Raw genomic sequence first — 24,999 nt, 5'->3', positions numbered from 1 at the left:
AGTATGAGTAATGAGAAAACCTTTATTGGAAATTAGAGATTTGGTGAAAAACTTTCATACGAAAAACAGCATAATAACTGCAGTAGAAGGGTTTTCTCTGGATGTATATGAAGGTGAATTTATAGCTTTGGTAGGTCCAAGCGGTTGTGGGAAAAGTACTATTTTATCGATGCTTTCTAATTTGATTAAGCCAAGCAGCGGTACTTTTACCATAAGTAAACAAGACCCTACAATAGGTTATATGCTGCAACAAGATGAGCTTTTTCCTTTTCGTACCATATTAAATAACGCATTACTTGGTCTTGAAATAAGATCAAGAGGAAAAATAGATGATAAAGATAAAAAATATGTAATGGAACTTTTAAAAATGTATGGTTTAGAAAATTTCATAAATGCTTATCCAAAGCAATTATCAGGAGGAATGAGGCAAAGAGTTGCTTTAATAAGAACTCTTGCTCTAAAACCCGATATACTTTTGCTTGATGAACCATTTTCAGCTCTCGATTATCAAACAAGGCTTGCCGTAAGTGAAGATATAAGTTTGGCTATAAGAAGAAGTAATAAAACTGCAATACTTGTTACTCATGATTTATCAGAGGCTATTTCTTTGGCTGACAGGGTGGTTGTTATTTCTCAAAGACCGGCAAATATAAAAAATATATATGAAATTAATCTTTCCGTTGATTCTTTAAGTCCAGTTGAAAGGCGTAAAGCAAAGGAATTTGCTGATTATTATGATAAAATATGGAGGGATTTAGATGTGCATATATGATGATTTAAAGAAAAAAGAACATGAAAATTTCTTAAAAAATATAAAAAAAGAAAATTTTATAGTTTTGTTTTGGAAGGTTGCGATTTTAGTATGTTTTATTTTGATTTGGGAATTAAGTGCAAAAATGGGATGGATTAATCAATTTATTACATCTTCTCCAAGTAGAATTTTTAAAACAATAGTGGATTTAATAAAAACAAACGGGCTTTATAATCACATCTTTATTACAACGTTTGAAACTGTAATGGGTTTTAGCATAGGTACAATTCTTGGAACGATAATAGCAATGATATTATGGTGGAGTGATAGGCTTGCAAAGATACTTGATCCTTATTTGGTTGTGTTAAATGCTTTACCTAAAGTAGCATTAGGTCCGGTAATAATCGTATGGGCCGGAGCAGGAATGGGTTCTATTTTAATTATGACTCTTGCAATTTCAATTGTTGCAACAATAATAGGTGTATATTCCGGATTTATGCAAGTCGAGGAAGAAAAGATAATACTGCTTAAGACTTTTAATGCAACAAAGATGCAAATTTTTTCAAAAGCAGTTTTTCCTTCAAGTATAGAAAATATAATAAATGCTTTAAAAATAAACGTAGGTCTTTCATGGGTAGGCGTTATAATGGGAGAATTTCTTGTAAGTAAAGAGGGTCTTGGGTACTTAATTGTCTATGGCTCACAAGTTTTTAATCTTGATCTTGTTATGGCTGGAGTGGTTATTTTATCAGCTGTTGCAGGAATTATGTATTTTTTAGTTTCATTCTTAGAGAAAAAAATCATTAAATATAATTAAAATATATTGAAAAATTTTCACTTATCGTATATAATAAATATAACTTAATAGAAAGTTTTGGAAGAGAATTAGAGAAACCATAACGAAATGCACATGTTACATGTGTTATTATGTTATGGTTTTTTTATATAAAATATAGTAATTAAAATAAAGAGAGGTACATATAATATGGCTAATGTAACAATTCTTGGTGCAGGGGCGATGGGAAGTGCCCTTTCTACTCCACTTAGAAAGAACGGACACAATGTAAACTTATGGGGGACTCATCTTGATACTGAAATTATCGATCAGTTGAAAAAAGACGGAACTCATATAAAACACAAATGTAAACTTGCAGACGGAATTAAGTATTTTTACAATGAAGAACTTGAACAAGCTATGGAAGGCGCAGATTTAGTTATAATGGGTATAACAAGCGACGGTCTTGCAAGTGTATTTAAAAAAGCAATTCCTTATTTAAAAGAAGGAATGGTTGTAGGTAGTGTTTCAAAAGGTTTTGAATACGATCTTGAACAAAAAGACAAAGTAATTATTCTTCCTGATATTTTAGAACAATTACTTCCTGAAGAATTAAAAGGAAAAATTCCTTTGGTATTTGTTGGCGGACCTTGTAAAGCTGTAGAAGTTGTATGGGAATGTCCAAACTCAGTAGATTATGCAAGTAAAGATATTGAAGCAGCAAAATATATGAGAAGTCTTCTTGCAACAGATAAATATAATGTAGGTGTTACAACTGATGTAATCGGACTTGAAATTTGTGCGGCAATGAAAAATGCTTATTCAATCGGTCTTGGAATGGCTGAAGGTTTTAAAGAACTTGAAGGTAAAAACAATAATAACTGTAAAGCTGCTTTATTCACATTTGCGGTTGCTGAAATGGGCGTTTTAACAAAAGCAATGGGCGGAAGTTATGCTTCTGTTATAGGTCAACCGGGTGTTGGAGATCTTGAAATTACATGTGAAGCAGGAAGAAACAGAATTTTAGGTGAAGTTGTAGGTGCCGGGATGCCGGGAACAAAAGCCATAAAGAAAATGAGAGATGAAGATATAACAGTTGAAGGTTATAATGCGATAAAATTTGCTTGGGAACTTGTAGCTCAACTTGAAGAAAAAGGAGTATTAAAAAGAGAAAAACTTCCTTTCTTGGAAGCTTTGTATGAAATTTTATACAACGATGCTCCATCATATGAAACAATTGTTAAAGTAATGAATAAATGTACAGGTTTTGATTACGAATAGGAGGAAGAATATGAAAAAAATAGTATTAGGTGCAGATGCAGTAGGTTTACTTTTAAAGGATGAAATTGTTAAATTTTTACAAGACGAAGGATACGAAGTAACTGATTTAGGAGTTAAAGATGAAAATGATAAAACTTTTTATGCTCATATAGCAGAAAAAGTTGCATTAGCCGTAAGAGATGAAGATTATGACAGAGGTTTATTATTCTGCGGAACAGGTATTGGAATGAGTATTGCTGCCAATAAAGTTCCTGGAGTATGTGCAACTGTTTGTCATGACCCATATTCAGCAGAAAGAGCAAGCTTAAGCAATAATGCACAAATTATCACTATGGGATACAGAGTTATTGGTAAAGAAACAGCAAAAGTTGTTTTAAAACACTGGTTAGACAATGACTTTGAACAAGGTTGTAAGAGTCAAAGCAACGTTGATGAAGTAATGAAGCTTGACGAAAAATATCGTAAATAATTATTTTAATAATTATATATGTTTACCATTTTTTCTTTTTGGTAGGAAAGCCGCTTTTAGCGGCTTTTTTACATATAAAAAAAGAACCTTAATGGTTCTTTTTTATTGTACAGGTTCTTTTTTACTTATAAAGTCTTTTATTGTTTCTTTTGAAGCTTCTTCAATAGAAAAATCTAAATCGATATTTTTAATTTCAATATCTTTTTTATTTGCTATATCTAGTAATATTTCTTTTGTTAACCATGGATTTTTAATAAAAACAGGTCCTAATGCATTTGTATAAATTAAATTATTTTTTCTTGCTCCTTCTTTATGGTTTTTGTCATTTCCAAGTCCGTAGTTTACACTTCCAAAAGGAGTAATTTCATCACTGTTAAAAGTCATGTCAATTGAATTAATTTGGCATGATATTATTTCCATATCTTTACCGTCTATATTAGCATTAAATGTTAAATCATCACCATATATCCATTTCCTTTCTGTTGCTTTCATATCAAATACATTTAAGCCTTCTTTTTCTCTTCCGTCTTCAAATTTAATGTTTTTTGCAAGTATTGCACCTGTTGTGCCAATTACAAACATATATTTATTTTCGTTTACGTATTTCTCAAATTCGTCTCTTTGATTATTAAAAGTTTCTACTATTGTGTCCATTACTTTTAATTCTCCCGGAGATAAAAGTATAATATCGAATTTGTCAAAGTCAATTTTTTCGTTTGGGCTGTCAATTCTTGTAGTTTTTAATTCTATACCCATTTCTTTTGCTATTTTCTCAAAAGCAAGAACATTTCCTCTGTCTCCGTGAAGGTTTAATATATCGGCATAAAGGTAAGCTAAATTAATTTCTTTTCCCATTTTTTTCTCCTATAAATTGTTTTTCTTAACATAATTTTTAATATCTATAAATGTTTCAAGCCATGTTATTAAATAAACATTTTTACATTCAGCTTCATCTACTTTTTCAAGTATTTTTTCTACATCATCTGTATTTAATATATCTATTTTATCTTTTTCAACACCTTCATAGATAAATCTGTTTGCAGTGTCATAACATACATATTCAGAGAATGCGATATATTTTTTTATATTTGAATTTACAAGAGGTGTAAAATTACAGTCATATGCATAGAATGTGTTTGTATAGTGAGGTGGCTCGTCTTTTATTATACAAAGTCCAAGTATAAATGTTTTTTCTGTTTTATCATTAGCCACTACATCTATGGCAGATTGTAATGTTTCAGGGTTTTCTTGTTTGATTCTTATATATTTAAGTTCTTTATCTTTATACTTAATTGTTTCTATTCTTCCGCCAATATTAACAAAAGTATTAAATGAATGTTGCATTTGTTCTTTTGTAAGTCCAAGTTTGTCGGCAAGTGCTATAACAAGAGCATAGTTATACATCATGAAAGGAACGTTATATGGCATTTTGAATGTTGTTCCGTCATAAGTAAAAGTTGCCTTTTCAAAATCAACATCTTTCATTTGATAAACAGGTTTGTCTTCGCTTTTAAAACCACAGTTTGTACAATTAAAATTACCTACATTGTCAACATTGTAATAATTAAAGTTGATTTTGTGGTTGCATTTTGGACAAGGCATTGTAACTGCAAGTCTGTCATCATCAACGACAGATCTTTCGTTTCTTTCTACGCTGTAATATGTTATATCATCTGCAAAGTCTTCAAATGATTTACTTCTTGGTTCTTCATTGTTTAAATATAAATGCATATCTTTTGTTACAACATCTTTTATTTTTCTGTAAATAAAGTCAGGGTCAGCATTTCTGTGTACTTGGTCTTTTTGAAGATTTGTTATAACAAGATGTTTTGCTGGGATAACTCTGTGAATGTTTTTTAATGATCTTTCATCTATTTCAAAAACAAAATATTCAGGCTTTAATTTTCCGGTTAAAGTAGAGTTTTTGATTAATGTTGTTGTTATTCCGGCAATTAAATTTGCACCTTCAAGATTTGATGCAACACTATAATTGTTTGATTTTAAGACATGGTGTATTAAATTTGTAGTTGTGGATTTTCCGTTTGTTCCGGTTACAAATATTACTTTGTTGTAGTCAATATTCTTAAATCCCAAAGGAAAGTTTTTATTAAGCTTTAAAGCTATTTTGCCGGGAAGGTCTGTTCCTCTGGTTTTATCAATAATATTAATAAGCAGGATAATCAATTTAGATATTATCATATCAATATAAAACATACATCGTACCTCTTTTTCTTATATTTTACGGTAAATTATTGTATCATAACTGTAAAGAAAAGTATAGTGATTATTAATTTGTCTGAAAATTAAATTTTTTTAAACTAAAAATAACATATCTTACATTTAGTTTCGTAAGAAAAATAAACAAAAGTTATTTTTACTTTTTATCCTTAAAATCTTTGACAAAAGAAACTTTGTAAAGTATAATGTGAATATAAATAGTATGAAAGGATTTTTTATGAATTATACAGAGTACATTTTATCAAATATATTTTTACATTTCTTTTATTATATATTTTACCTAATACCGGTAAATAAACGAAAAATTACATTTGCTTCACCAAGAAATACTGTTTTGGATGGCAATATTAAATATATATATAGAGCTTTATACAAAAAAAGAAAAGATTTAAAATACGTTTTTCTATTTGAACAATACAGCTATTCGTTTGTAGGAAAAATATTTTATTTATTAAGACTTGTACGAGATGTTTATCATTTGGCTACATCAAGGGTATTAATAGTGGATAATGCATATTTTCCTGTTCATATAATAAAGCATAAAAAGAAAACAACTGTAATACAAGTTTGGCATGCAGCAGGAGCACTTAAGAAATTCGGTAATGATGCAGTAAACGAAGGGGAAAGTGTTGAAGATAAATTTAGACATAAAAATTACGATTACTGTATTATGGGAAGTGATTTTTCAAAAGAGCATTATGCAACTGCTTTTGGGATGGATGAAGATAAAATTTTGGTTCTTGGAAGTGCAAGAACAGACTTGTTTTTTGATGAAGAAATATTATCAAGAGTAAAAAGAGAATTTTATGAAAAATATCCTAAGCTTAAAGATAAAAAAATTATTCTTTATGCTCCTACATTTAGAGGTAGAGGAAGTGATGCAGAAACTGAACTACATTTAAATATGAAAAAAATGGAAGAAGAGTTTAAAGATTTGGGATATGTTCTTTTGTATAAACCACATTTAAGTGCAAAATCAGAAGAAACTGAAGATAGTAAATTTTTGATTAATCTTGATAAAGAGGATATTTTAAATAAAATAATGCCGGTTTGTGATATTTTTATTACTGATTATTCTTCTGCGATAATTGAATATTCTGTTTTGAGAAAGCCTCTTATACTATATGTATATGATCTTGATGAATATAATGATAATCCTGGATTTTATCAAGATTTTAAAAAAGAAGTAATAGGAAAAAGAGCATATAAAACTGATCAGGTAATAGATATTATCAAAGAAGGTAATTTTGATTTTAGCGAATATGATAAATTTATTGATACACATTTTAAATATAAAGACGGAAAAAGCTCCGAAAGGATTGCTGATTATATTTTAGATAACTTTATAAAAATTTAACATAATATTTTAAGGAGGTAATTATGGCAACGGGCGTAATAATGCCTAGACAAGGGCAATCGGTAGAAAGTTGTATTATTACTAATTGGAACGTAAAAGAAGGAGACAGCGTAAAGGAGGGTGATGTTTTATTTGAATATGAAACAGATAAATCTGCTTTTGAAGAAGAAGCTAGTGTAGACGGAACAATTTTAAAAATTTTGGCAGAAGAAGGTGACGATGTACCTTGTCTTGACATCGTTTGTGTGATTGGCAATGAAGGTGAAGACATAAGTGAATTTTTATCTAAAGAAGAAAATGAAGTAAAAGAAGAAGTTAAAAGTGATTCAGAAGAAAAGAAAGTTGAAGTGAAAAAAACAGAAGTTACTATAGCTTCAGTTTCTGGTGAAAACAAAGTTTCTCCAAGAGCAAGAATGCTTGCAGAAGAAAAACATTTAGATTTAGACAAAGCTGTTGCCACAGGTCCAAACGGAAGGGTAATAGAAAGAGATATTTTAACTTTGGCTAAAAATGGATATAAAATCAATAATGAAATTCAACAAGAAGAAAGTTCTATTTTTATTAATGAAAATGTAAACGATACAATAAATGAATATGAAGATATTCCTCATTCAAATGTAAGAAAAGTTATTGCAAAATCAATGCATGCATCTTTAAGCAATATGGCTCAACTTACATTTAATCGTAGCTTTGATACTACAAATATGATGAATTATAGAAAGACTATAAAATCATCAATGGAAAGTTTGGGACTTGAAAAGATTACCGTAAACGACATAATAATGTACGCAGTATCAAGAATTATTTTAAATCACAAGAGCTTTAATGCTCATTATGATGATGAAAAATTGAGAGTATTTAACAATGTTCATTTAGGTATGGCTGTTGATACAAAGAGAGGACTTTTAGTTCCTACAATATTTAATGCAAACAAGATGTCTTTAAATGAAATATCAAAAAGATCAAAAGAACTTGGTTCTATGGCAAGTGAAGGTAAGATAAGCCCTGATTTATTAAGCGGTGCTACATTTACCGTAAGTAATTTGGGTTCTATGGGAATAGAAAGTTTTACTCCAATAGTAAATCCACCTCAAACAGGTATCTTAGGTGTTTGTGGTCTTGTTGATAAAATAAAAGTTGTAGATGGAAATATCGTTCCATATAAAGCAATGAACTTATCACTTACATGTGATCATAGAGCAGTAGATGGTGCTGATGCAGCAAGATTATTAAAGGATTTATGCGAAGCGCTTGAAAATTTCTCTGCTTTGCTTGCTAAATAGGAGGTAAATTTTTATGTATGATGTAATCGTTATAGGTGCAGGCCCAGGCGGATATCTTGCTGCTGAAAGAATATCAGCCGAAGGTAAAAAGACTTTACTTATTGAAAAAGAGCATATTGGTGGAGTATGTTTAAACGAAGGCTGTATACCTACAAAAACATTATTATATTCTGCAAAACTTTATGATGGAGCATTACACGGTGATAAATACGGCATAAGTGCAAAGGATATAACAATTGATCATAGTGCTGTAATAGATAGAAAAAATAAGGTTGTTAAAACTCTTGTTGGTGGTGTTTCTATGGCATTAAAATCAAAAAAAGTAGAAGTTATTATGGGTGATGCTCAAATTAAAGAAAAAAAAGACGGTAAAATTCAAGTAGAAGTAAACGGTGAGATAAAAGAAAGTACATATCTGATTATTGCGGCAGGATCTGATAGTTTAAAACCTCCTATTCCTGGAGTAAAAGAAGGGCTTGAAAGCGGATTTATTTTAACAAATAAAGAAATTCTTTCACTGAAAGAAGCTCCAAAGAAATTAGTTGTTATAGGAGGCGGAGTTATCGGGCTTGAAATGGCAAGTTATTTTAACTCTATAGGTTGTGAAGTTACAGTAGTTGAAATGATGGGTAAAATTGCCGGTCCTACAGATATAACAATATCTGAAAGTTTAAAGAAAGAATATGAGAAAAAAGGTGTTAAATTCTATTTAGAATCAAAAGTAACTAAAGTTGATGATAAATTTGTTTACTTTGAAAAGAATGGTGAAGAAAATAAAGTTGAAGCAGACAAAGTATTGTTATCAATAGGAAGAAGAGCAAATATTAACGGAATAGGTCTTGAAAATTTGAATGTATATACCGAAAGAGGCTGTATAAAAGTAGATGAAAAACAACAGACAAATATAGCAAACGTATATGCAGTTGGAGACTGTGTAGGTGGCGTTATGTTAGCTCATACAGCATACAGAGAAGCGGAAGTTGCAGTTAATAATATTTTAGGTAAGAAAGACAGAATGAAATATAATGCTGTGCCAAGTGTAATTTATACCAATCCTGAAATTGCAAGTGTGGGAGAAAGTGAACAAAGTGCAAAAGAATATGGTTTGGATATTATAGTAAAACAACTTCCTATGCAGTATTCCGGAAGATATGTAGCTGAAAATGAAGGCGGAAGCGGAATAATAAAAATAATTGTAGATAAAAAATGGAATACCTTAATAGGTGTTCACATGATGGGAAATTACTCAAGTGAAATTATCTTGGCAGCTGCAACAATGGTTGAAAGTAATATGAATATAGAGGAAATAAAAAAGGTAGTATTCCCTCATCCAAGTGTTGGTGAAATAATAAGAGAGGCAATATTTAGTATATAAGGAGAAAGTAAAATGACTAAGAGTTTATATGTTGACCCAAAGGAAGTTAGAAAAAAAGGCACGATAAAATTCGAAGATATAAAAGTTAATGATTATCAAAAAAAGGTTAAAGATGTACTTGATGAATTCTCTACTGATGAATTTAAAAGAATATACAGAGATATGTGGTATATTAGAGAATTTGAAACAATGCTTAACTTAATAAAAACAAGAAGCGAATATGAAGGAATGGAATATAATAATCCAGGTCCTGCTCATCTTGCAATTGGTCAGGAAGCAGCGTATGTAGGTCAAGCATTTGATTTAACCATTGACGATTATTCTTTCGGTTCTCATCGTTCTCATGGTGAAGTTTTGGCGAAAGGTTTATCTGCCATAGAAAAATTAAGCGATGAAGAATTAACTAAAATAATGGAAGAATTTGATGGTGGAAAAATCTATAAAATAATAAAAGAAAATACAACTTCAACTGATGTAAAAGATATAGCAAGAGAATTTTATTTATATGGATTTTTAGCTGAAATATTTGCAAAAGAAACTGGTTTTTCAAAAGGTCTTGGTGGTTCAATGCATGCTTATTTCTTACCTTTTGGTCTTTATCCTAATAATGCCATTGTAGGGGGCTCTGCTCCTATAGCTACAGGTGCTGCATTATATAAAAGAGCAAATCAGAAAAAAGGTATAGTAATTGCAAACTGTGGAGACGGTGCAATCGGATGCGGTCCTGTATATGAATCAATGAACTTCGCAAGTATGGATCAATTTAGAGAGCTTTGGGAAGATGGATTTAACGGCGGACTTCCTATTATTTATAATGTATTTAATAATAGCTATGGTATGGGTGGTCAAACTAAAGGTGAAACAATGGCTTATGGCATGGTTGCAAGATTAGGGGCTGGGGTTACTCCTAACCAAATGCATGCTGAAAGGGTTGATGGTTATAATCCTCTTGCTGTTATAGATGCATACAGAAGAAAGAGAAAAATAGTTGAAAGCGGAGAAGGTCCGGTACTTCTTGAAGTTGTTACTTATAGATTCTCAGGTCACTCTCCATCAGACTCTTCTACATATAGAACAAAAGAAGAAATTGCTGCATGGGAAGAACAAGATTCAATCATTGATTTTGGAAATCAAATGGTAGAAGCTGGTGTATGCACTAAGGAAGATTTAAAGGAAATAGAACTTGCAGTAAGAGAAGATATTAAAAAAGCTGTTAAACTTTCAATCGATCCTGAAATATCACCAAGAATGGATCTTGATAATCATCCTGAACTTATGGAAAATATTATGTTTTCTAATGAAAAAATAGCAAACAGAGATGAAAGCAGAGTTCCTGAAATTAATCTTGAAGATAATCCAAGAATAAAAGCAATAGAAAGAAAAGTAAGAAGTGCTTATGATGAAGATGGTAAAAAAGTATCTAAAAACAAAGTTTTCCAAATAAGGGATGGTTTGTTTGAAGCGATAGTTGAAGGTTATAAAAATGACTCTACACTTATAGCCTACGGCGAAGAATGTCGTGATTGGGGAGGTGCTTTTGCAGTATATAGAGGATTAACAGAAGCTCTTCCATATCACAGATTATTCAATTCTCCTATTTCTGAAGCTGCCATAGTCGGAACAGCCGTAGGTTATGCTATGGCAGGGGGAAGAGTTATTGCAGAACTTATGTATGCTGATTTTATCGGTAGATGTGGAGATGAAGTATTTAATCAAATGGCAAAATGGCATGCAATGAGTGCCGGAGTACTTAAGATTCCTGTAATACTTAGACTTCCTGTTGGAAATAAATATGGGGCACAACATTCTCAGGATTGGAGCGGACTTTGCACACATATTCCGGGACTAAAAGTTGTTTATCCAAATACTCCTTATGATGCAAAAGGTCTTATGAATTCAGCACTTAGAGGAACAGATCCTGTTATATTTGTTGAAAGTCAAAAAATGTATGACAAAGGTGAAGAATTTGAAGAAAGTGTTCCAGAAGGCTATTATGAAATAGAATTTGGTGAACCAAGCATAAAGAGAAAAGGAAACGATGTTACAATACTTACAATCGGTCCTACATTATATACAGCATTAGAAGCTGCTGATAAACTTGAAGAATATGGAATAAGTGCAGAAGTAATAGATGCAAGAAGTCTTGTTCCGTTTAACTATGAAAAAGTAATAGAATCTGTTAAGAAAACAGGCAAAATTATTCTTGCATCAGATGCATGTGAAAGAGGTTCATATCTTCAAGATATGGCAAGTAATATTACAAGACTTGCTTTTGATTATCTTGACGGACCTGCTGTTGTTGTGGGAGCTAAAAACTGGATTACTCCTGCGCATGAACTTGATCATACTTTCTTCCCTCAAAGCGATTGGATTATTGATGCCTTTCATGAAAATATAATGCCAATCGAGGGATACACCCCAAAACATAACTTTACACCTACAGAGCTTATTAGATTAAATAAGCAGGGTGTATAATAAAAGCTCTCCTTAAAGGAGAGTTTTTTGTGTTTTTATTATTTGCATTTTTTAATATTATAGGTATTATATATTAGGAATATATAACAAATTTTTTTTACTTTTTATATAAAAATATATAAAAATACTAATTAAAATATATAAAAATATGTTATTATTAATTAATACATAAAAGTTTAACTTTTTTAATAATATTATTACATGATTTGGAGTAAGAGATGATAAAAAGAGTATTTATAGGTAAAAAGGATGGTTTTGATACCTCAGGTGCAAATTTATTAAGTGATTTAAAAATCAACTTAAATATTTCTTCTTTAACTAAAGTAAACATATTTAACAGATATGATATTTTAGTTGATGGCGAAGAACATTTTGAAAATTTAGTTAACAATGTTTTAAGCGAGGTTAACGTTGATGATATTTATGTTGATAAATTGCCTGAATTTAGCGGTGCAACATTATTTGGTATAGAATACCTTCCGGGACAATATGACCAAAGAGCAGATTCTGCAGAGCAATGTGCTAATTTAATTATGAACAATGAACAATTAAAGGTTAAAAATGCAAGAGTTTATGTTCTTTATGGCGATATCAGTAATGATGAATTATTAAAAATTAAAAATTATTTGATAAATCCTGTCGATTCAAGAGAAGTCGAAGTTGACAGTAAAATCGATATGGAAGATGAAAAAGTAGAAGTTAAAAAAACTCCTATAATTGAAGGTTTTATTGATTCTGATGATGAGTATCTTGAAAATCTTTTAAGTGAAATGGGTCTTGCAATGGATATAAACGACCTAAAACTTATAAGAGAATATTTTAAAAATGACGAAAAAAGGAATCCTACTCTTACAGAAATAAGAGTTCTTGATACATATTGGTCTGACCATTGTCGTCATACAACTTTTTCTACTCATTTAACAGACATTGATATTGAAGCTGGCGGAATAAATGATGAAATCAAAGAGACATATGATGAATATATGGCTCTTAGAGAAAAAATATATGTAGGTAAAAATAAACCTGTTACTCTTATGGATATGGCAGTAATAGGAACAAAAGAAATAAAAGCAAGAGGTTTATTAAAGGATCTTGAAGAAAGTGATGAGATAAATGCTTGCAGTATAAGAGCTGATGTAGATGTTGACGGAAAAGATGAAAAATATCTTATCATGTTTAAAAATGAAACACACAACCACCCAACAGAAATAGAACCATTCGGTGGTGCAGCTACTTGTCTTGGTGGAGCAATAAGAGATCCCCTTTCAGGTAGAAGTTATGTATATCAATCAATGAGAGTTACCGGTAGTGCAGACCCTACTGTAGCATATGATAAAACTTTAAAAGGTAAACTTTCACAAAGAAAGATTACAACAGGTGCTTGTCATGGTTTCTCTTCATACGGAAACCAAATCGGACTTCAAACAGGACAAGTTAAAGAATATTATCATCCAAATTATGTAGCCAAAAGGATGGAAATTGGTGCAGTTATAGCTGCTGCAAAAGAAGAAAACGTAAAAAGACTTACATCTGATCCTGGAGATATAATCGTTCTTGTTGGCGGAAGAACAGGTAGAGACGGTATCGGAGGTGCCAGTGGTTCTTCAAAAGAACATACTGAAAAATCAGTATTAACTGCAGGAAGTGAAGTACAAAAAGGTAATCCTATAGAAGAAAGAAAACTTCAAAGATTATTTAGAACTGATGAAGTTGCAAAAATGATTAAAAAATGTAACGACTTCGGTGCAGGCGGAGTGAGTGTTGCAGTAGGTGAACTTGCTGATAGCTTAAATATTAATCTTGATAGTGTACTTAAAAAATATGAAGGTCTTGATGCTACTGAAATTGCAATAAGTGAATCTCAAGAGAGAATGGCCGTTGTAATAGCAAAAGAAGATAAAGAAAAATTCATAGAAGCTGCAAGAAAAGAAAATCTTGAAGCCGTTCAAGTTGCAACAGTAACTGATGACGGTAATATCGTAATGACAAAAGACGGCGAAGAAGTATTAAAAATCAAAAGAAGTTTTGTTGATACTAACGGAGCAAGCAAAAATGCAAGCATTAAAGTTGGAAAAACTTCAAATGTTATATCTTCCTTAGCTGATAAAAATAAAACAAATAAAGAAAACTTTATAAATATACTTAAAAATCACAATGTTTGTTCTCAAAAAGGACTTGTTGAATATTTTGACAATACTATCGGGGCAAACAATGTTTTGATGCCTTACGGCGGAAAATATATGTTAAGTGAAGTTGACGGAATGGTAGCGAAAGTACCTCTTGAAAAAGGAGATACAAAAACAGCAACTGTAATGACAAATGGATTTGACCCTGAATTATTAAGTGAAAATCCATATCTTGGTTCAATTTATGCAGTTGTTTCTTCTGTTTCAAAAGCAGTTGCAATAGGTGCTGATTATAAAAAATTAAGACTTTCATTCCAAGAATATTTTGAAAGACTTAGAAAAGACCCTACAAGATGGGCAAAACCATTTATTGCACTTCTTGGTGCTTTAAAAGTACAACTTGAACTTAATACTCCTGCAATCGGAGGAAAAGACAGTATGTCTGGTTCTTTTGAAGATATAGATGTTCCTCCAACACTTGTTTCATTTGCTGTTGGTATTGTAAATGCCGATAAAGTTGTAAGCAGTGAATTTAAGAAGGCAGGAAATAATGTATATGTAATTAAAATAAATAAAACAGAAAATAACACTCCTGAGTTTGAAAGCGTAAGAAAAGCCTTTGATTTGGTTCATGAATTAATTGAACAAGGAAAAGTAAAAGCTTCAAAATCAATAACTGTCGGCGGTGCTTGTGAAGCTGTTTCAAAAATGTGTTTCGGTAATAAAATCGGTTTTGAATTTTTAGATTCAGACTATGATATTTATGCTAAAAATTATGGTGATATCATCATTGAAACAAGCGAAACAATAGAAAACGAAAATGCTGTTTTGCTTGGTAAAACAATAAGCGAAAAAGAAATAAGAGTTAAAGGTGAAGTTCTTGACCTTGAAATGCTTATAAAAGAATGGGAAAATCCATTGCTTAGCGTATTCCCAATTGACAGCGGAATTGAAACAGACGTAAAAGAAATCAGTTATACAAAAGGAAGTATAATAACAAGAAAAACAAGCATTGCTTCTCCAAAAGTTATCGTTCCCGTATTCCCTGGAACAAACTGCGAATATGATACTGCAAAAGCTTTTAATGAAGCAGGCGGAAACAGTGATATATTTGTATTTAAAAACAAAACTCAAAACGATATAGAAGATTCTGTAATCGAACTTGAAAAGAGAATAAGAAATTCTCAAATTATTGCCCTACCCGGCGGTTTCTCAGCCGGTGATGAACCTGATGGTTCTGCTAAGTTTATCGTAAGCGTATTTAAAAATGAAAGAATAAAAGATGCGGTTATGGATTTACTTAAAAACAGAGACGGCTTAATGCTTGGTATTTGTAACGGCTTCCAAGCTTTAATCAAAACAGGTCTTGTTCCTTACGGAGAAATAAGAGATCTTGATGAAACAAGCCCAACTCTTACATTTAACTTAATAAACAGACACATAGCAAATATTTCATATATAAAAGTTGCATCAAACCTATCTCCATGGTTTAAAAATGTTAATGTAGGCGATACATTTGTAAATCCTATATCTCATGGAGAAGGAAGATTTGTATGTAATGAAGAAGTTTTACAAAAACTTATAGATAACGGACAAGTTGCAACACAATACACAGATGAAAGCGGTAATTTATCTGTTTCACCAAGAGTTAACCAAAACGGAAGTGTATGTGCAATAGAAGGTATCACATCACCTGATGGAAGAATTTTAGGTAAGATGGGACACAGTGAAAGAAAAGGAAGCAACTTATATAAAAATATTTATGGAGAAATGGAACAAAATATTTTCTTAAGTGGTGTAGAATATTTCAAATAAAAGGAGAAACTAATGGGAAAAGTAGCAGTTTTTATGGGAAGCGACTCTGATCTTGGAGTTGTAGAAAAAGGTTTAAAAGTGTTAAAAGAATTTGGTGTTGAATATGAAGCAAGAGTTATTTCAGCTCACAGAACACCAAGACAAGCTGAAGAGTTTGCAAGAAATGCAAAAGCAAACGGATTTGAAGTAATAATAGCGGCAGCGGGAAAAGCTGCTCATTTAGGAGGAGTTTTGGCAGCAATGACAACTCTGCCTGTAATTGGAATTCCAATTAAAACTTCATTAATGGGTGGTATGGATTCACTACTAAGTATAGTTCAAATGCCAAAAGGAATTCCTGTTGCAACAGTTGCTGTTGACGGAGCTGAAAATGCAGCTTTATTAGCTATTCAAATGATGGCGCTTAAAGATAAAGACTTGGATAAAAAACTTGAAGACTACAAAGTAAAAATGGAAGAAGAAGTAGTTGAAAAAGATAAAAAATTACAAGAAAGAATTTAAGGGGTGTTAAAAATGGAAAAATTAGAAATGTTATATGAAGGAAAAGCAAAAAAAGTATTTAAAACAGAAAAAGCAGATGAATATATTATTGAATATAAAGATGATGCAACAGCATTTAACGGTAAGAAAAAAGATACAATTGCAAACAAAGGTATTGTAAATAATAAATTTACAGGTATAATCTTTGGTATGCTTGAAGAAGCCGGTGTTCCTACACACTTAATCAAAGTTCTTGACGATACTCATCAACTTGTAAAAGCTGTTGAAATCGTACCTGTAGAAGTTATTATAAGAAATGTTGCAGCAGGTTCAATTTGTAAAAATTTAGGACTTGAAGAAGGAAAAGAACTAAATCCTACAGTATTTGAATTCTGTTATAAAAACGATGATTTTGATGATCCTTTAATTAATGATTATCATGTTCTTGCAATGGGACTTGCAACACAAGAAGAAATTGATACAATTAAAGAATATACATTTAAAATTAATGAATTACTAAAAGATTTCTTCTTAAAACACAACTTAAAATTAATTGATTTTAAAATCGAGTTTGGTAGATGTAACGGAAAAATCGTTTTAGCTGACGAAATTTCTCCTGATACATGTAGATTATGGGATAAAGATACAAACAGAAAAATGGACAAAGACAGATTCAGAAGAGACCTTGGTGATGTAGAAGAAACTTACAAAGAAGTTTTAGGCAGAATAAGCGAATAAGGAATACTTTATTATTTATTAAATTAAAAAAATAAGGAGATTTTACTTTGGGGTATCAATTAGATAAATTTAAAGATGAATGTGGTGTAATGGGAGTATTGCAAGATACTCCTGAAAATACAGCAGCTTATGTATATTTAGGACTTTATGCTCTACAACATCGTGGACAAGAAAGTTGTGGTATAGCAGTAAACAACGATACTGAAATAACACAACATAGAGGTATGGGACTTGTTGGGGATGTATTTACATCAGAAGAATTAAAAAAACAAAAAGGTGACATTGCAATTGGTCATGTAAGATATTCAACAGCTGGGGATAGTGATATTAAAAATGCACAGCCTCTTACTGTAAATTGTAAAGATTGGCAAATTGCTTTAGCTCATAATGGAAATCTTGTTAATGCTGATGCAATTAAAAATATGCTTCAAGATGAAGGCGTAATCTTTATGACAAGTTCTGATACAGAAGTTATCGCAAATTTAATAGCAAGAAACTATAAATTTGGTATAGTTGAAGCATTAAAAAGAGTAGGACAAATTGTAAAAGGTGCATATGCTCTTGTTCTTACAATGGGAGATATGTTAATCGGTGTAAGAGATCCATATGGACTTAGACCATTATGTCTTGGTAAACTTGAAAATGGTGGATATGCTCTTGCCAGTGAATCTTGTGCTCTTGATGCAATAGGGGCAACTTTAGTAAGAGATGTTGAACCTGGTGAAATTATTGTTATAAGCGATAAACACATTGAAAGTTATAAAATAGAAAATTGGGCAAAGCCAAGAAGATGTATTTTTGAGCTTGTATACTTTGCAAGACCTGATAGTATTCTTGACGGAGATGAAGTTCATGAATCAAGAGCTATGGCAGGAAAATTACTTGCTAAAGCTGATAAAGGAAAGATTAATGCAGATGTTGTTATGGCTGTTCCTGACAGTGGGGTTTCTGCCGCAATCGGATATGCTGAAGAATCTGGAATTCCTTACGGTGTGGGCTTAATTAAAAACAGATATATTGGAAGAACATTCATTCAGCCTACACAAGCTATGCGTGAGGAAGGTGTTGATATAAAATTAAATATTTTAAAATCAAACGTTAAAGATAAAAGTGTTGTTTTAATAGATGACTCTATCGTTAGAGGAACAACTTCAAAAAGAATTGTTGACAAATTAAGAAAAGCAGGAGCAAGAGAAATTCACTTTAGAGTTGCATCTCCTCCAACATCTTACAGTTGCTTCTTCGGTATTGATACTCCTAATAGGGAAAAATTGATATCTTCTCAATTATCATTGGAAGAAATTAAAGATTTTATCGGAGCTGACTCATTATATTACTTAACAATAGATGAATTAAAACAAACTGTAAAAGATTTTGATAAAGGATATTGTATGGCTTGCTTTAACGGAGATTATCCAATGGAAGTGCCTTTTAGAGAAGAACAGGTAAGGAGTAGTAAATAAAGTGGAAAAATTAACTTATAAAAACAGTGGTGTAGATAAAGAAGCCGGATACGAAAGTGTTGAACTAATAAAAAAACATGTAAAAGAAACTTTCAGTAAATATGTTTTAACTGGACTTGGAAGTTTTGGTGGTGCTGTTGAGCTTCCTGAAGGTTATAAAAAACCTGTACTTATAAGCGGAACAGATGGTGTTGGTACAAAACTTATTCTTGCTCACAAACAAGATATACATGATACAGTAGGTATCGACCTTGTTGCAATGTGTGTAAATGATATTTTATGTCATGGTGCAAGACCTTTATTTTTCCTTGATTATATTGCTTGCGGAAAAAATTATCCAAAGAAAATTGAATCTATCGTAAAAGGTGTAAGTGAAGGTTGTAAACAAGGTATGTGTGCACTTGTAGGTGGAGAAACAGCTGAAATGCCTGGAATGTATAAAGAAGATGATTATGACCTTGCAGGTTTTTGCGTAGGTGTTGTAGATAAAGATAAATTTATTTCAGGAAAAGATATAAAAGAAGGAGATAAAATTATTGGACTACCTTCAAGTGGTGTTCACAGTAACGGATATTCTCTTCTTAGAAAATTATTCTTTGAAGTAAAGGATTATGATGTTGATACTTATGTAGAATCTCTTGGTGATACAATAGGAAAAACTCTTCTTACTCCTACAAAAATATATGTTAAAAGTATTTTATCACTACTTGAAAAAGTTGATATTAAAGGTATGTGCCACATTACAGGTGGTGGATTTGTAGAAAATATTCCACGTGTAATTCCTGATGGACTTTGTGCAAAAGTTGATACAAACAAAGTAAATGTACTTCCTATATTTGATTTAATAAGCAAAGAGGGAAATATTGATAAAAAAGAAATGTTCTCAACATTTAACATGGGTATAGGTTTTGTTGTAGTTGTAAGAGATGAAGACTGTGATAAAACTTTAGAAGAATTAAAAGCTCTTGGTGAAGATGCTGTTGTTCTTGGTGAAGTTATTAAAGGTGAGGAGAAAATTGAATTATGTCTTTAAAAAAAATTGCGGTTTTAATCAGTGGAGGAGGAAGTAACCTTCAAGCTGTTATAGACAAAGTTCATAAAAAAGACGGAATAATTGATGTTGTAATCTCAGATGAAGAAGATGCTTACGGTCTTACAAGAGCAAAAAATGCAAATATCGAAACAATGGTTATAAACAACAAAGATTATGATTCAAGACAGGCTTTTTCCGATGCTATAAAAGATGAGCTTGTAAAAAGAGATATTGATCTTATTGTTCTTGCAGGATTTATGAAAATATTATCCCCTTCATTTGCAAGAGAGTTTAAAAATAGAATTATAAATATACATCCATCTTTAATACCTTCTTTTTGCGGAAAGGGTTATTATGGAATAAAAGTTCATCAAGCAGTACTTGAATATGGTGCGAAAATAACAGGCGCAACAGTTCATTTTGCTGATGAAGGAGCTGATACCGGACCTATCATAATACAAGGAACAGTTCCTGTATTATACGATGATACACCGGAAATTTTACAAAAAAGAGTTCTTGAAGTGGAACATATGATTTTACCTAAAGCTGTAAGTTTATTTTGCTTAGATAAACTTGAAGTTAGAGGCAGAATAGTTTATATTAAAGAGTAATACGGAGGAATATAATGATAAAAAGAGCACTTATAAGCGTTTCTGATAAAACAGGTATTGTAGAAGTTGCCAGAAAATTAGAAGAAATGGGTGTAGAAATTATATCTACAGGCGGTACAAAAAAAGCACTTGAAGATGAAGGTGTAAAAGTTATTTCTGTTGAAGAAGTTACAGGTTTCCCTGAATGTTTAAACGGAAGAGTTAAAACTCTTCATCCTGGAATCATGGCTGGTCTTCTTGCAAAAAGAGATAATGAAGAACATATGCAGCATCTTTTCGATTTATCAATACAACCAATTGATATGATTATCGTAAATTTATATCCTTTCAAAAATACAATTTTAAAAGAAGGATGTACTTTTGAAGATGCTATTGAAAATATAGATATCGGCGGACCAACAATGCTTAGAGCTGCTGCAAAGAATTTCCAAGACGTTGCGGTTGTTATTGACCCTAAAGATTATGATGTTGTATTAAAGGAACTTGAAGAAAATGGAGAAGTTTCTTATGATACAAAATTAAATTTAGCTAAAAAAGTCTTTATGTCTACAAGTTATTATGATACATTAATAGCAAACTATTTAAGAGAAAAAGTTGGAGATGATTCATATCCTGAAACTCTTACTCTTTGTTATGATAAAGCACAGGATTTAAGATATGGTGAAAACCCTCATCAAGATGCTGTATTCTATAAAGAAGTACAACCTATGAAAGGTTCTCTTCCATTAGCAAAACAACTTCATGGTAAAGAACTTTCATATAACAACATAAATGATACAAACGGTGCTTTGGAAATCTTAAAAGAATACAATGACGAACCAACAGTAGTTGCCGTTAAACATTCTAATCCTTGCGGAATAGCAAGTGATGCTTCTATTTCTAATGCATTTAAAAAATGTTATGAAGCAGATCCTCAATCTATCTTTGGTGGAATTATTGCTGCAAACGAAGAAATTGATAAAGAAACTGCAACACAAATCAGTAATATATTTATTGAAGTTGTTGTTGCTCCAAGTTTCAGCGACGATGCAATTGAAATTTTAACAAAGAAGAAAAATATCAGATTATTGGAACTTGCAGATATTAAGTTCAATCAAGATGGTAAAGATATTAAGAAAGTAATGGGTGGACTTTTGATGCAATCAAGAGATACAAAACTTCTTAGTGATGAACTTAAAGTTGTAACAAACAGAAAACCAACGGATAAAGAAATGCAAGATTTAATATTTGCATGGAAAGCCGTAAAACATACAAAATCAAATGCTATTTCTTTAGCAAAAGATAAAATATTAGTAGCAAACGGCCCTGGACAAGTAAGCAGAATTTGGGCACTTGAAAACGCAATAAAACAAGGCGGAGAAAGTGTAAAGGGTTCTGTTTTGGCGTCTGATGCATTCTTCCCATTTGATGATTGTGTAAAAGCGGCTCATGAAGCGGGAATAACTGCAATTATTCAACCCGGTGGTTCAATAAGAGATGAAGATTCAATAAAAGCTTGTAATGAATATGGCATTGCCATGGTATTTACAGGTATGAGACATTTTAAACATTCGTAAAAGGAGAATTAAGAATGAAAGTATTAGTAGTAGGTTCCGGTGGTAGGGAACACGCATTAGTTTACAAATTAAAGGAGAGTCCTCTTGTAACAGAAGTGTTCTGTGCTCCTGGCAATGCCGGTATTGAAAGCATTGCTGAGTGTGTAGATATAAAAGTTGATGATATTGAAGGACTTAAAGAATTTGCAAAAACAAATGAAATTGGACTTACTGTTGTAGGTCCGGAACTACCATTAGTCATGGGTATCGTTGATGAATTTGAAAAGGAAGGTCTAAAAGTGTTTGGACCTAACAAACAATGTGCTGCTTTTGAAGGAAGCAAAGGTTTAACAAAGAGATTCCTTGAAAAATATAAGATACCGACAGCTAAATATTTAGAAGTAACAACATATGAAGAGGGTGTTAAAAATCTTGAAAAATTCGGATATCCGGTTGTTGTAAAAGCAGATGGTCTTGCTGCTGGAAAAGGTGTAATTATTTGCGAAAATAAAGAAATGGCAATTAATGCACTAAAAGAAATTATGATAGATAAGGTTTTCGGTGAATCAGGAAACAGTGTTGTTATTGAAGAATTCTTGACAGGTACGGAACTTTCTACTTTATGCTTTGTTGACGGGAATAAAATTATTCCTATGGAAAGTGCCAGAGACTATAAACCTGCATACGATAATGATGAAGGTTTAAATACAGGTGGAATGGGTAACTATTCACCAAATAAAATTTTTGATGATAAACTTAACACAAAAATAAGAACTAAGATTTTAGATCCTATTATTAATGGATTTAAGAAAGAAGAACTTGATTATAAAGGTGTTTTGTTTATTGGTTTAATGGTTGATAACGGAGAACCAAAAGTTCTTGAATTTAATGTACGTTTTGGAGACCCTGAAACACAAGCAGTTATGCTTAGACTTGAAAGCGACCTTGCAAATATCATGTTAAATACTGCAGATGGTATTTTGGAAGAAGAAGACATTGTATGGTCAGAAAATCCTTCTGTTTGTGTTGTTATGGTATCAGGAGGATATCCTGAAAGTTATGAAAACGGAAAAGTTATAAAAGGACTTGAAAATGTAAGTAATGATGTTATTGTTTTCCATGCAGGAACAAAAAAAGACGGTGATGACATTGTTACAAACGGAGGAAGAGTTCTAAATATCTGTGCCGTTGGAGAAACTTTAGACGAAGCAAGAGAAAAAGTATATAACGAAGTAAATAAAATTACTTTTGACGGTGCTTATTTCAGAAACGATATAGCAAGGTAATAGAAGTGTCAAAAATAAAAAAACTTTTAAGTGTAGTTGTGCTGCTTATAGTGATATTTGTATCATTTCTTACGGGTGGATTTGAACATCTATCAAACTTTATGGGAAATGATTATATAACAGATATTGAACCTGGCAGTACTTTGGTTGAAGCTATTGATGTTGGACAAGGGGATGCTTTTTTAATAAGTAACGAAGAATATGGAAATATCTTAGTAGATACAGGTGAGACAGATCATGCACAAGATTTGGTTTCCCATTTGAAAGAAAGAGATATTGAAAAGATAGATTATATTATCATTACTCATCCACATGCTGATCATATTGGAGGGATGTGTGATGTTTTGGATAATTTTGAAGTAGGAAAAGTTTATATGCCAAAAATGTCTCATACTACTACTTCATTTAAAAATATGGTATCTAAAATGGAAGAAAAAAATCTTTATTTTGCTGAAGCAAAAAGTGGAGTGGAGATAAAATTAAGTGATACTGATAATATAAAATTTATTTCTCCTACAAAAGATATGGATCTTGATGATTTAGATAACTCCGATGCCGTTTGTGTATTAAATACAAACGGAAGAAAAGTTTTATTTACGGGAGATATTTTTGAAGAAGCAGAACTAAAAATAATGAATAAGATCGGTAAAGTTGATATCTTAAAAGTTGCTCATCATGGCAGTTATAAATCTACCAGTGATGAATTTTTAGAAAAGATACAACCTACATATGCAATGATAGGAGTGGGAGAAGATAATAAATATTCTCATCCTTCAACTGAAACATTAAATAGGCTTGAACAGCATGGTGTTAAAGTATATAGAACCGATTTAAACGGTAATATTGCATTTATTATAGATAAAAACGGAAGTATTGAAGTTTATTCGAGTAAGTGATTATGATAAAGGGAATAATTGATAGATTTGAAAATGATAAAGTTGTAATAGAATTTGAAAATTTACAAATAGGTGTTTTGCCTATAAGTCTTTTTCATGAAAAAGTGAAAGAAGGCGACGAAGTGCTTTTAAATATTGATATAAAGCATTGTAAGAAAATTGATATAGATAAACTATTTAAATAGTTTTAAGAGGAGAATTTATGAGCGAATATTATATGAAAATGAAAGAGCTTATCCAAAGATTAAAAACTGACGGATACAGCATAACAGGAAGAATGATAAAGCATTATATTGATATAGGAATTTTGCAAAAACCTTATTATATTTGTGCAAACCAAGCTTTGTATGCCGATTTTCATTATATTAGATTAAAAAGAATTTTATCAAATAAAAAATCAGGTAAGAGTATTGCCAAAATAAAAGAAGAAATTTTTAAAGAAAATGAAGAACTACTTTTAAAAGCTTCCGAACAAAATATGGATACTTCCGATATGAATGAGATTTGTAAGAGGTTTGGTGCAGTTGAACAAGAAGAAGCCATGCTTACAAAATCAGAAAGAAAACTTGGAAAAACTTTTTCAAAGGTTGATATACTTGAAAAATTAGACAGTGATGGAAGTATATTGGATCTTGCAGTTGATACGGGAGTTTTACAAGATAAAGATTTTTATGATAGTTATGAGTTATATATTTTAACTTGTGTAAAAAATTTAATTAAGGTAAAAAAACAAAACAAACGTGTCAGTGGTCAGCTTATTGAAAGAATAAGCGAAATTTCAAAGATAAATACAATTGCAAATGATTTAGCATATTTAATAAATTCAGATAAAGATAATTCATGGCTTTACACATATCTTATGGAAGCTATTCTTTTAAGTAAAACAGAAAAAGAAACACAAAAGGAAAACAAGATAAAATCTTTAAAAGAAGAGAATGATTATAAGTACAAAGAAGCATTGGCTGCTTTGGAAAGCATGGAATATGATAAAAATTTTGAATGATAGGACTAT

Annotated in this window: 21 protein-coding genes; 19 read left to right on the top strand and 2 right to left on the bottom strand. The window is 31.3% G+C overall.

Translation table 11 applies throughout. The annotated features are described in order from the left end of the window. Window positions 1-10: 10 nt before the first annotated feature. The 4 genes from M6G78_RS06920 to M6G78_RS06905 all read left to right on the top strand — a co-directional run bounded on the left by M6G78_RS06920 (window position 11) and on the right by M6G78_RS06905 (window position 3,276). Window positions 11-772, top strand: a complete 762-nt coding sequence (locus M6G78_RS06920) for an ABC transporter ATP-binding protein (RefSeq protein WP_253229991.1) — start codon at window positions 11-13, stop codon at window positions 770-772. Then, complete coding sequence (locus M6G78_RS06915; RefSeq protein ID WP_253229990.1) at window positions 759-1,568, top strand: ABC transporter permease; 810 nt, start codon at window positions 759-761, stop codon at window positions 1,566-1,568. The genes M6G78_RS06920 and M6G78_RS06915 overlap by 14 nt, the downstream gene beginning before the upstream one ends. Before the next feature lie 168 nt (window positions 1,569-1,736). Continuing rightward, entirely contained in the window at window positions 1,737-2,807 is a 1,071-nt protein-coding gene (locus M6G78_RS06910) for a 2-dehydropantoate 2-reductase N-terminal domain-containing protein (RefSeq protein ID WP_138269141.1), read from the top strand. Between the two features lie 10 nt (window positions 2,808-2,817). Further along, window positions 2,818-3,276: an RpiB/LacA/LacB family sugar-phosphate isomerase gene (locus M6G78_RS06905; RefSeq protein ID WP_253229989.1), complete on the top strand. Its 459-nt coding sequence runs from the start codon at window positions 2,818-2,820 to the stop codon at window positions 3,274-3,276. A gap of 102 nt (window positions 3,277-3,378) precedes the next feature. Here M6G78_RS06905 and M6G78_RS06900 read toward each other — a convergent pair whose 3' ends face one another. Together M6G78_RS06900 and M6G78_RS06895 are read right to left on the bottom strand one after the other, a co-directional pair. Next, window positions 3,379-4,131 carry a hypothetical protein gene (locus tag M6G78_RS06900; RefSeq protein ID WP_253229988.1) on the bottom strand — a complete coding sequence of 251 codons (753 nt, stop codon included), beginning with the start codon at window positions 4,129-4,131 and terminating at the stop codon, window positions 3,379-3,381. Window positions 4,132-4,140: 9 nt separating this feature from the next. After that, window positions 4,141-5,490, bottom strand: a complete 1,350-nt coding sequence (locus M6G78_RS06895) for a Mur ligase family protein (RefSeq protein ID WP_253229987.1) — start codon at window positions 5,488-5,490, stop codon at window positions 4,141-4,143. Between the two features lie 241 nt (window positions 5,491-5,731). Between M6G78_RS06895 and M6G78_RS06890 the strand changes: the two genes are divergently transcribed. From M6G78_RS06890 to M6G78_RS06820, 15 genes are all read left to right on the top strand, one after another. Continuing rightward, the gene (locus tag M6G78_RS06890; protein ID WP_253229986.1) at window positions 5,732-6,871 is read left to right on the top strand and encodes a CDP-glycerol glycerophosphotransferase family protein; all 1,140 of its coding nucleotides are present in this window, start codon (window positions 5,732-5,734) and stop codon (window positions 6,869-6,871) included. A 23-nt stretch (window positions 6,872-6,894) separates the two neighbouring features. Next, window positions 6,895-8,154: a dihydrolipoamide acetyltransferase family protein gene (locus M6G78_RS06885; protein ID WP_253229985.1), complete on the top strand. Its 1,260-nt coding sequence runs from the start codon at window positions 6,895-6,897 to the stop codon at window positions 8,152-8,154. Between the two features lie 13 nt (window positions 8,155-8,167). Next, the gene (lpdA, locus tag M6G78_RS06880) at window positions 8,168-9,529 is read left to right on the top strand and encodes a dihydrolipoyl dehydrogenase (RefSeq protein WP_253229984.1); all 1,362 of its coding nucleotides are present in this window, start codon (window positions 8,168-8,170) and stop codon (window positions 9,527-9,529) included. Window positions 9,530-9,541: 12 nt separating this feature from the next. Continuing rightward, window positions 9,542-12,004, top strand: a complete 2,463-nt coding sequence (locus M6G78_RS06875) for a thiamine pyrophosphate-dependent enzyme (RefSeq protein WP_253229983.1) — start codon at window positions 9,542-9,544, stop codon at window positions 12,002-12,004. 218 nt (window positions 12,005-12,222) lie between these two features. Further along, window positions 12,223-15,945 (top strand): phosphoribosylformylglycinamidine synthase, encoded by a 3,723-nt coding sequence (locus M6G78_RS06870; protein ID WP_253229982.1) that lies wholly within the window; start codon window positions 12,223-12,225, stop codon window positions 15,943-15,945. A 12-nt stretch (window positions 15,946-15,957) separates the two neighbouring features. Next, entirely contained in the window at window positions 15,958-16,446 is a 489-nt protein-coding gene (purE, locus tag M6G78_RS06865) for a 5-(carboxyamino)imidazole ribonucleotide mutase (protein WP_253229981.1), read from the top strand. Between the two features lie 12 nt (window positions 16,447-16,458). Continuing rightward, window positions 16,459-17,163, top strand: a complete 705-nt coding sequence (gene purC / locus M6G78_RS06860; protein WP_138269131.1) for a phosphoribosylaminoimidazolesuccinocarboxamide synthase — start codon at window positions 16,459-16,461, stop codon at window positions 17,161-17,163. A gap of 89 nt (window positions 17,164-17,252) precedes the next feature. After that, window positions 17,253-18,626 carry an amidophosphoribosyltransferase gene (gene purF, locus M6G78_RS06855; protein WP_138269149.1) on the top strand — a complete coding sequence of 458 codons (1,374 nt, stop codon included), beginning with the start codon at window positions 17,253-17,255 and terminating at the stop codon, window positions 18,624-18,626. Between the two features lies 1 nt (window position 18,627). Then, window positions 18,628-19,659: a phosphoribosylformylglycinamidine cyclo-ligase gene (gene purM, locus M6G78_RS06850; protein ID WP_138269130.1), complete on the top strand. Its 1,032-nt coding sequence runs from the start codon at window positions 18,628-18,630 to the stop codon at window positions 19,657-19,659. Further along, window positions 19,650-20,270 (top strand): phosphoribosylglycinamide formyltransferase, encoded by a 621-nt coding sequence (gene purN / locus M6G78_RS06845; protein ID WP_138269129.1) that lies wholly within the window; start codon window positions 19,650-19,652, stop codon window positions 20,268-20,270. Before purM ends, purN begins: the two co-directional genes overlap by 10 nt. A gap of 14 nt (window positions 20,271-20,284) precedes the next feature. Continuing rightward, window positions 20,285-21,826, top strand: a complete 1,542-nt coding sequence (purH, locus tag M6G78_RS06840) for a bifunctional phosphoribosylaminoimidazolecarboxamide formyltransferase/IMP cyclohydrolase (RefSeq protein ID WP_138269128.1) — start codon at window positions 20,285-20,287, stop codon at window positions 21,824-21,826. Between the two features lie 14 nt (window positions 21,827-21,840). Further along, complete coding sequence (gene purD / locus M6G78_RS06835) at window positions 21,841-23,091, top strand: phosphoribosylamine--glycine ligase (protein ID WP_138269127.1); 1,251 nt, start codon at window positions 21,841-21,843, stop codon at window positions 23,089-23,091. 5 nt (window positions 23,092-23,096) lie between these two features. After that, window positions 23,097-23,987, top strand: a complete 891-nt coding sequence (locus tag M6G78_RS06830) for a ComEC/Rec2 family competence protein (RefSeq protein WP_138269126.1) — start codon at window positions 23,097-23,099, stop codon at window positions 23,985-23,987. Window positions 23,988-23,989: 2 nt separating this feature from the next. Next, entirely contained in the window at window positions 23,990-24,172 is a 183-nt protein-coding gene (locus M6G78_RS06825) for a DUF3006 family protein (protein WP_138269125.1), read from the top strand. Window positions 24,173-24,189: 17 nt separating this feature from the next. Then, on the top strand, window positions 24,190-24,990 hold the full coding sequence (locus tag M6G78_RS06820) for a hypothetical protein (protein WP_253229980.1): 801 nt from the start codon (window positions 24,190-24,192) through the stop codon (window positions 24,988-24,990). Window positions 24,991-24,999 lie beyond the last annotated feature (9 nt).

Source organism: Anaerofustis sp. NSJ-163 (assembly GCF_024135845.1).
GTDB lineage: Bacteria > Bacillota > Clostridia > Eubacteriales > Anaerofustaceae > Anaerofustis > Anaerofustis butyriciformans.
The sequence above is the reverse complement of the archived record's forward strand: the minus strand, read 5'-3'. Positions and strand labels throughout refer to the sequence as shown.

Coding starts and splice junctions, on each gene's coding strand:
- M6G78_RS06920 (WP_253229991.1), top strand. CDS start 11: ATGAGAAAACCTTTATTGGAAATTAGAGATTTGGTGAAAAACTTTCAT.
- M6G78_RS06915 (WP_253229990.1), top strand. CDS start 759: ATGTGCATATATGATGATTTAAAGAAAAAAGAACATGAAAATTTCTTA.
- M6G78_RS06910 (WP_138269141.1), top strand. CDS start 1,737: ATGGCTAATGTAACAATTCTTGGTGCAGGGGCGATGGGAAGTGCCCTT.
- M6G78_RS06905 (WP_253229989.1), top strand. CDS start 2,818: ATGAAAAAAATAGTATTAGGTGCAGATGCAGTAGGTTTACTTTTAAAG.
- M6G78_RS06900 (WP_253229988.1), bottom strand. CDS start 4,131: ATGGGAAAAGAAATTAATTTAGCTTACCTTTATGCCGATATATTAAAC.
- M6G78_RS06895 (WP_253229987.1), bottom strand. CDS start 5,490: ATGTTTTATATTGATATGATAATATCTAAATTGATTATCCTGCTTATT.
- M6G78_RS06890 (WP_253229986.1), top strand. CDS start 5,732: ATGAATTATACAGAGTACATTTTATCAAATATATTTTTACATTTCTTT.
- M6G78_RS06885 (WP_253229985.1), top strand. CDS start 6,895: ATGGCAACGGGCGTAATAATGCCTAGACAAGGGCAATCGGTAGAAAGT.
- lpdA (WP_253229984.1), top strand. CDS start 8,168: ATGTATGATGTAATCGTTATAGGTGCAGGCCCAGGCGGATATCTTGCT.
- M6G78_RS06875 (WP_253229983.1), top strand. CDS start 9,542: ATGACTAAGAGTTTATATGTTGACCCAAAGGAAGTTAGAAAAAAAGGC.
- M6G78_RS06870 (WP_253229982.1), top strand. CDS start 12,223: ATGATAAAAAGAGTATTTATAGGTAAAAAGGATGGTTTTGATACCTCA.
- purE (WP_253229981.1), top strand. CDS start 15,958: ATGGGAAAAGTAGCAGTTTTTATGGGAAGCGACTCTGATCTTGGAGTT.
- purC (WP_138269131.1), top strand. CDS start 16,459: ATGGAAAAATTAGAAATGTTATATGAAGGAAAAGCAAAAAAAGTATTT.
- purF (WP_138269149.1), top strand. CDS start 17,253: ATGGGAGTATTGCAAGATACTCCTGAAAATACAGCAGCTTATGTATAT.
- purN (WP_138269129.1), top strand. CDS start 19,650: ATGTCTTTAAAAAAAATTGCGGTTTTAATCAGTGGAGGAGGAAGTAAC.
- purH (WP_138269128.1), top strand. CDS start 20,285: ATGATAAAAAGAGCACTTATAAGCGTTTCTGATAAAACAGGTATTGTA.
- purD (WP_138269127.1), top strand. CDS start 21,841: ATGAAAGTATTAGTAGTAGGTTCCGGTGGTAGGGAACACGCATTAGTT.
- M6G78_RS06825 (WP_138269125.1), top strand. CDS start 23,990: ATGATAAAGGGAATAATTGATAGATTTGAAAATGATAAAGTTGTAATA.
- M6G78_RS06820 (WP_253229980.1), top strand. CDS start 24,190: ATGAGCGAATATTATATGAAAATGAAAGAGCTTATCCAAAGATTAAAA.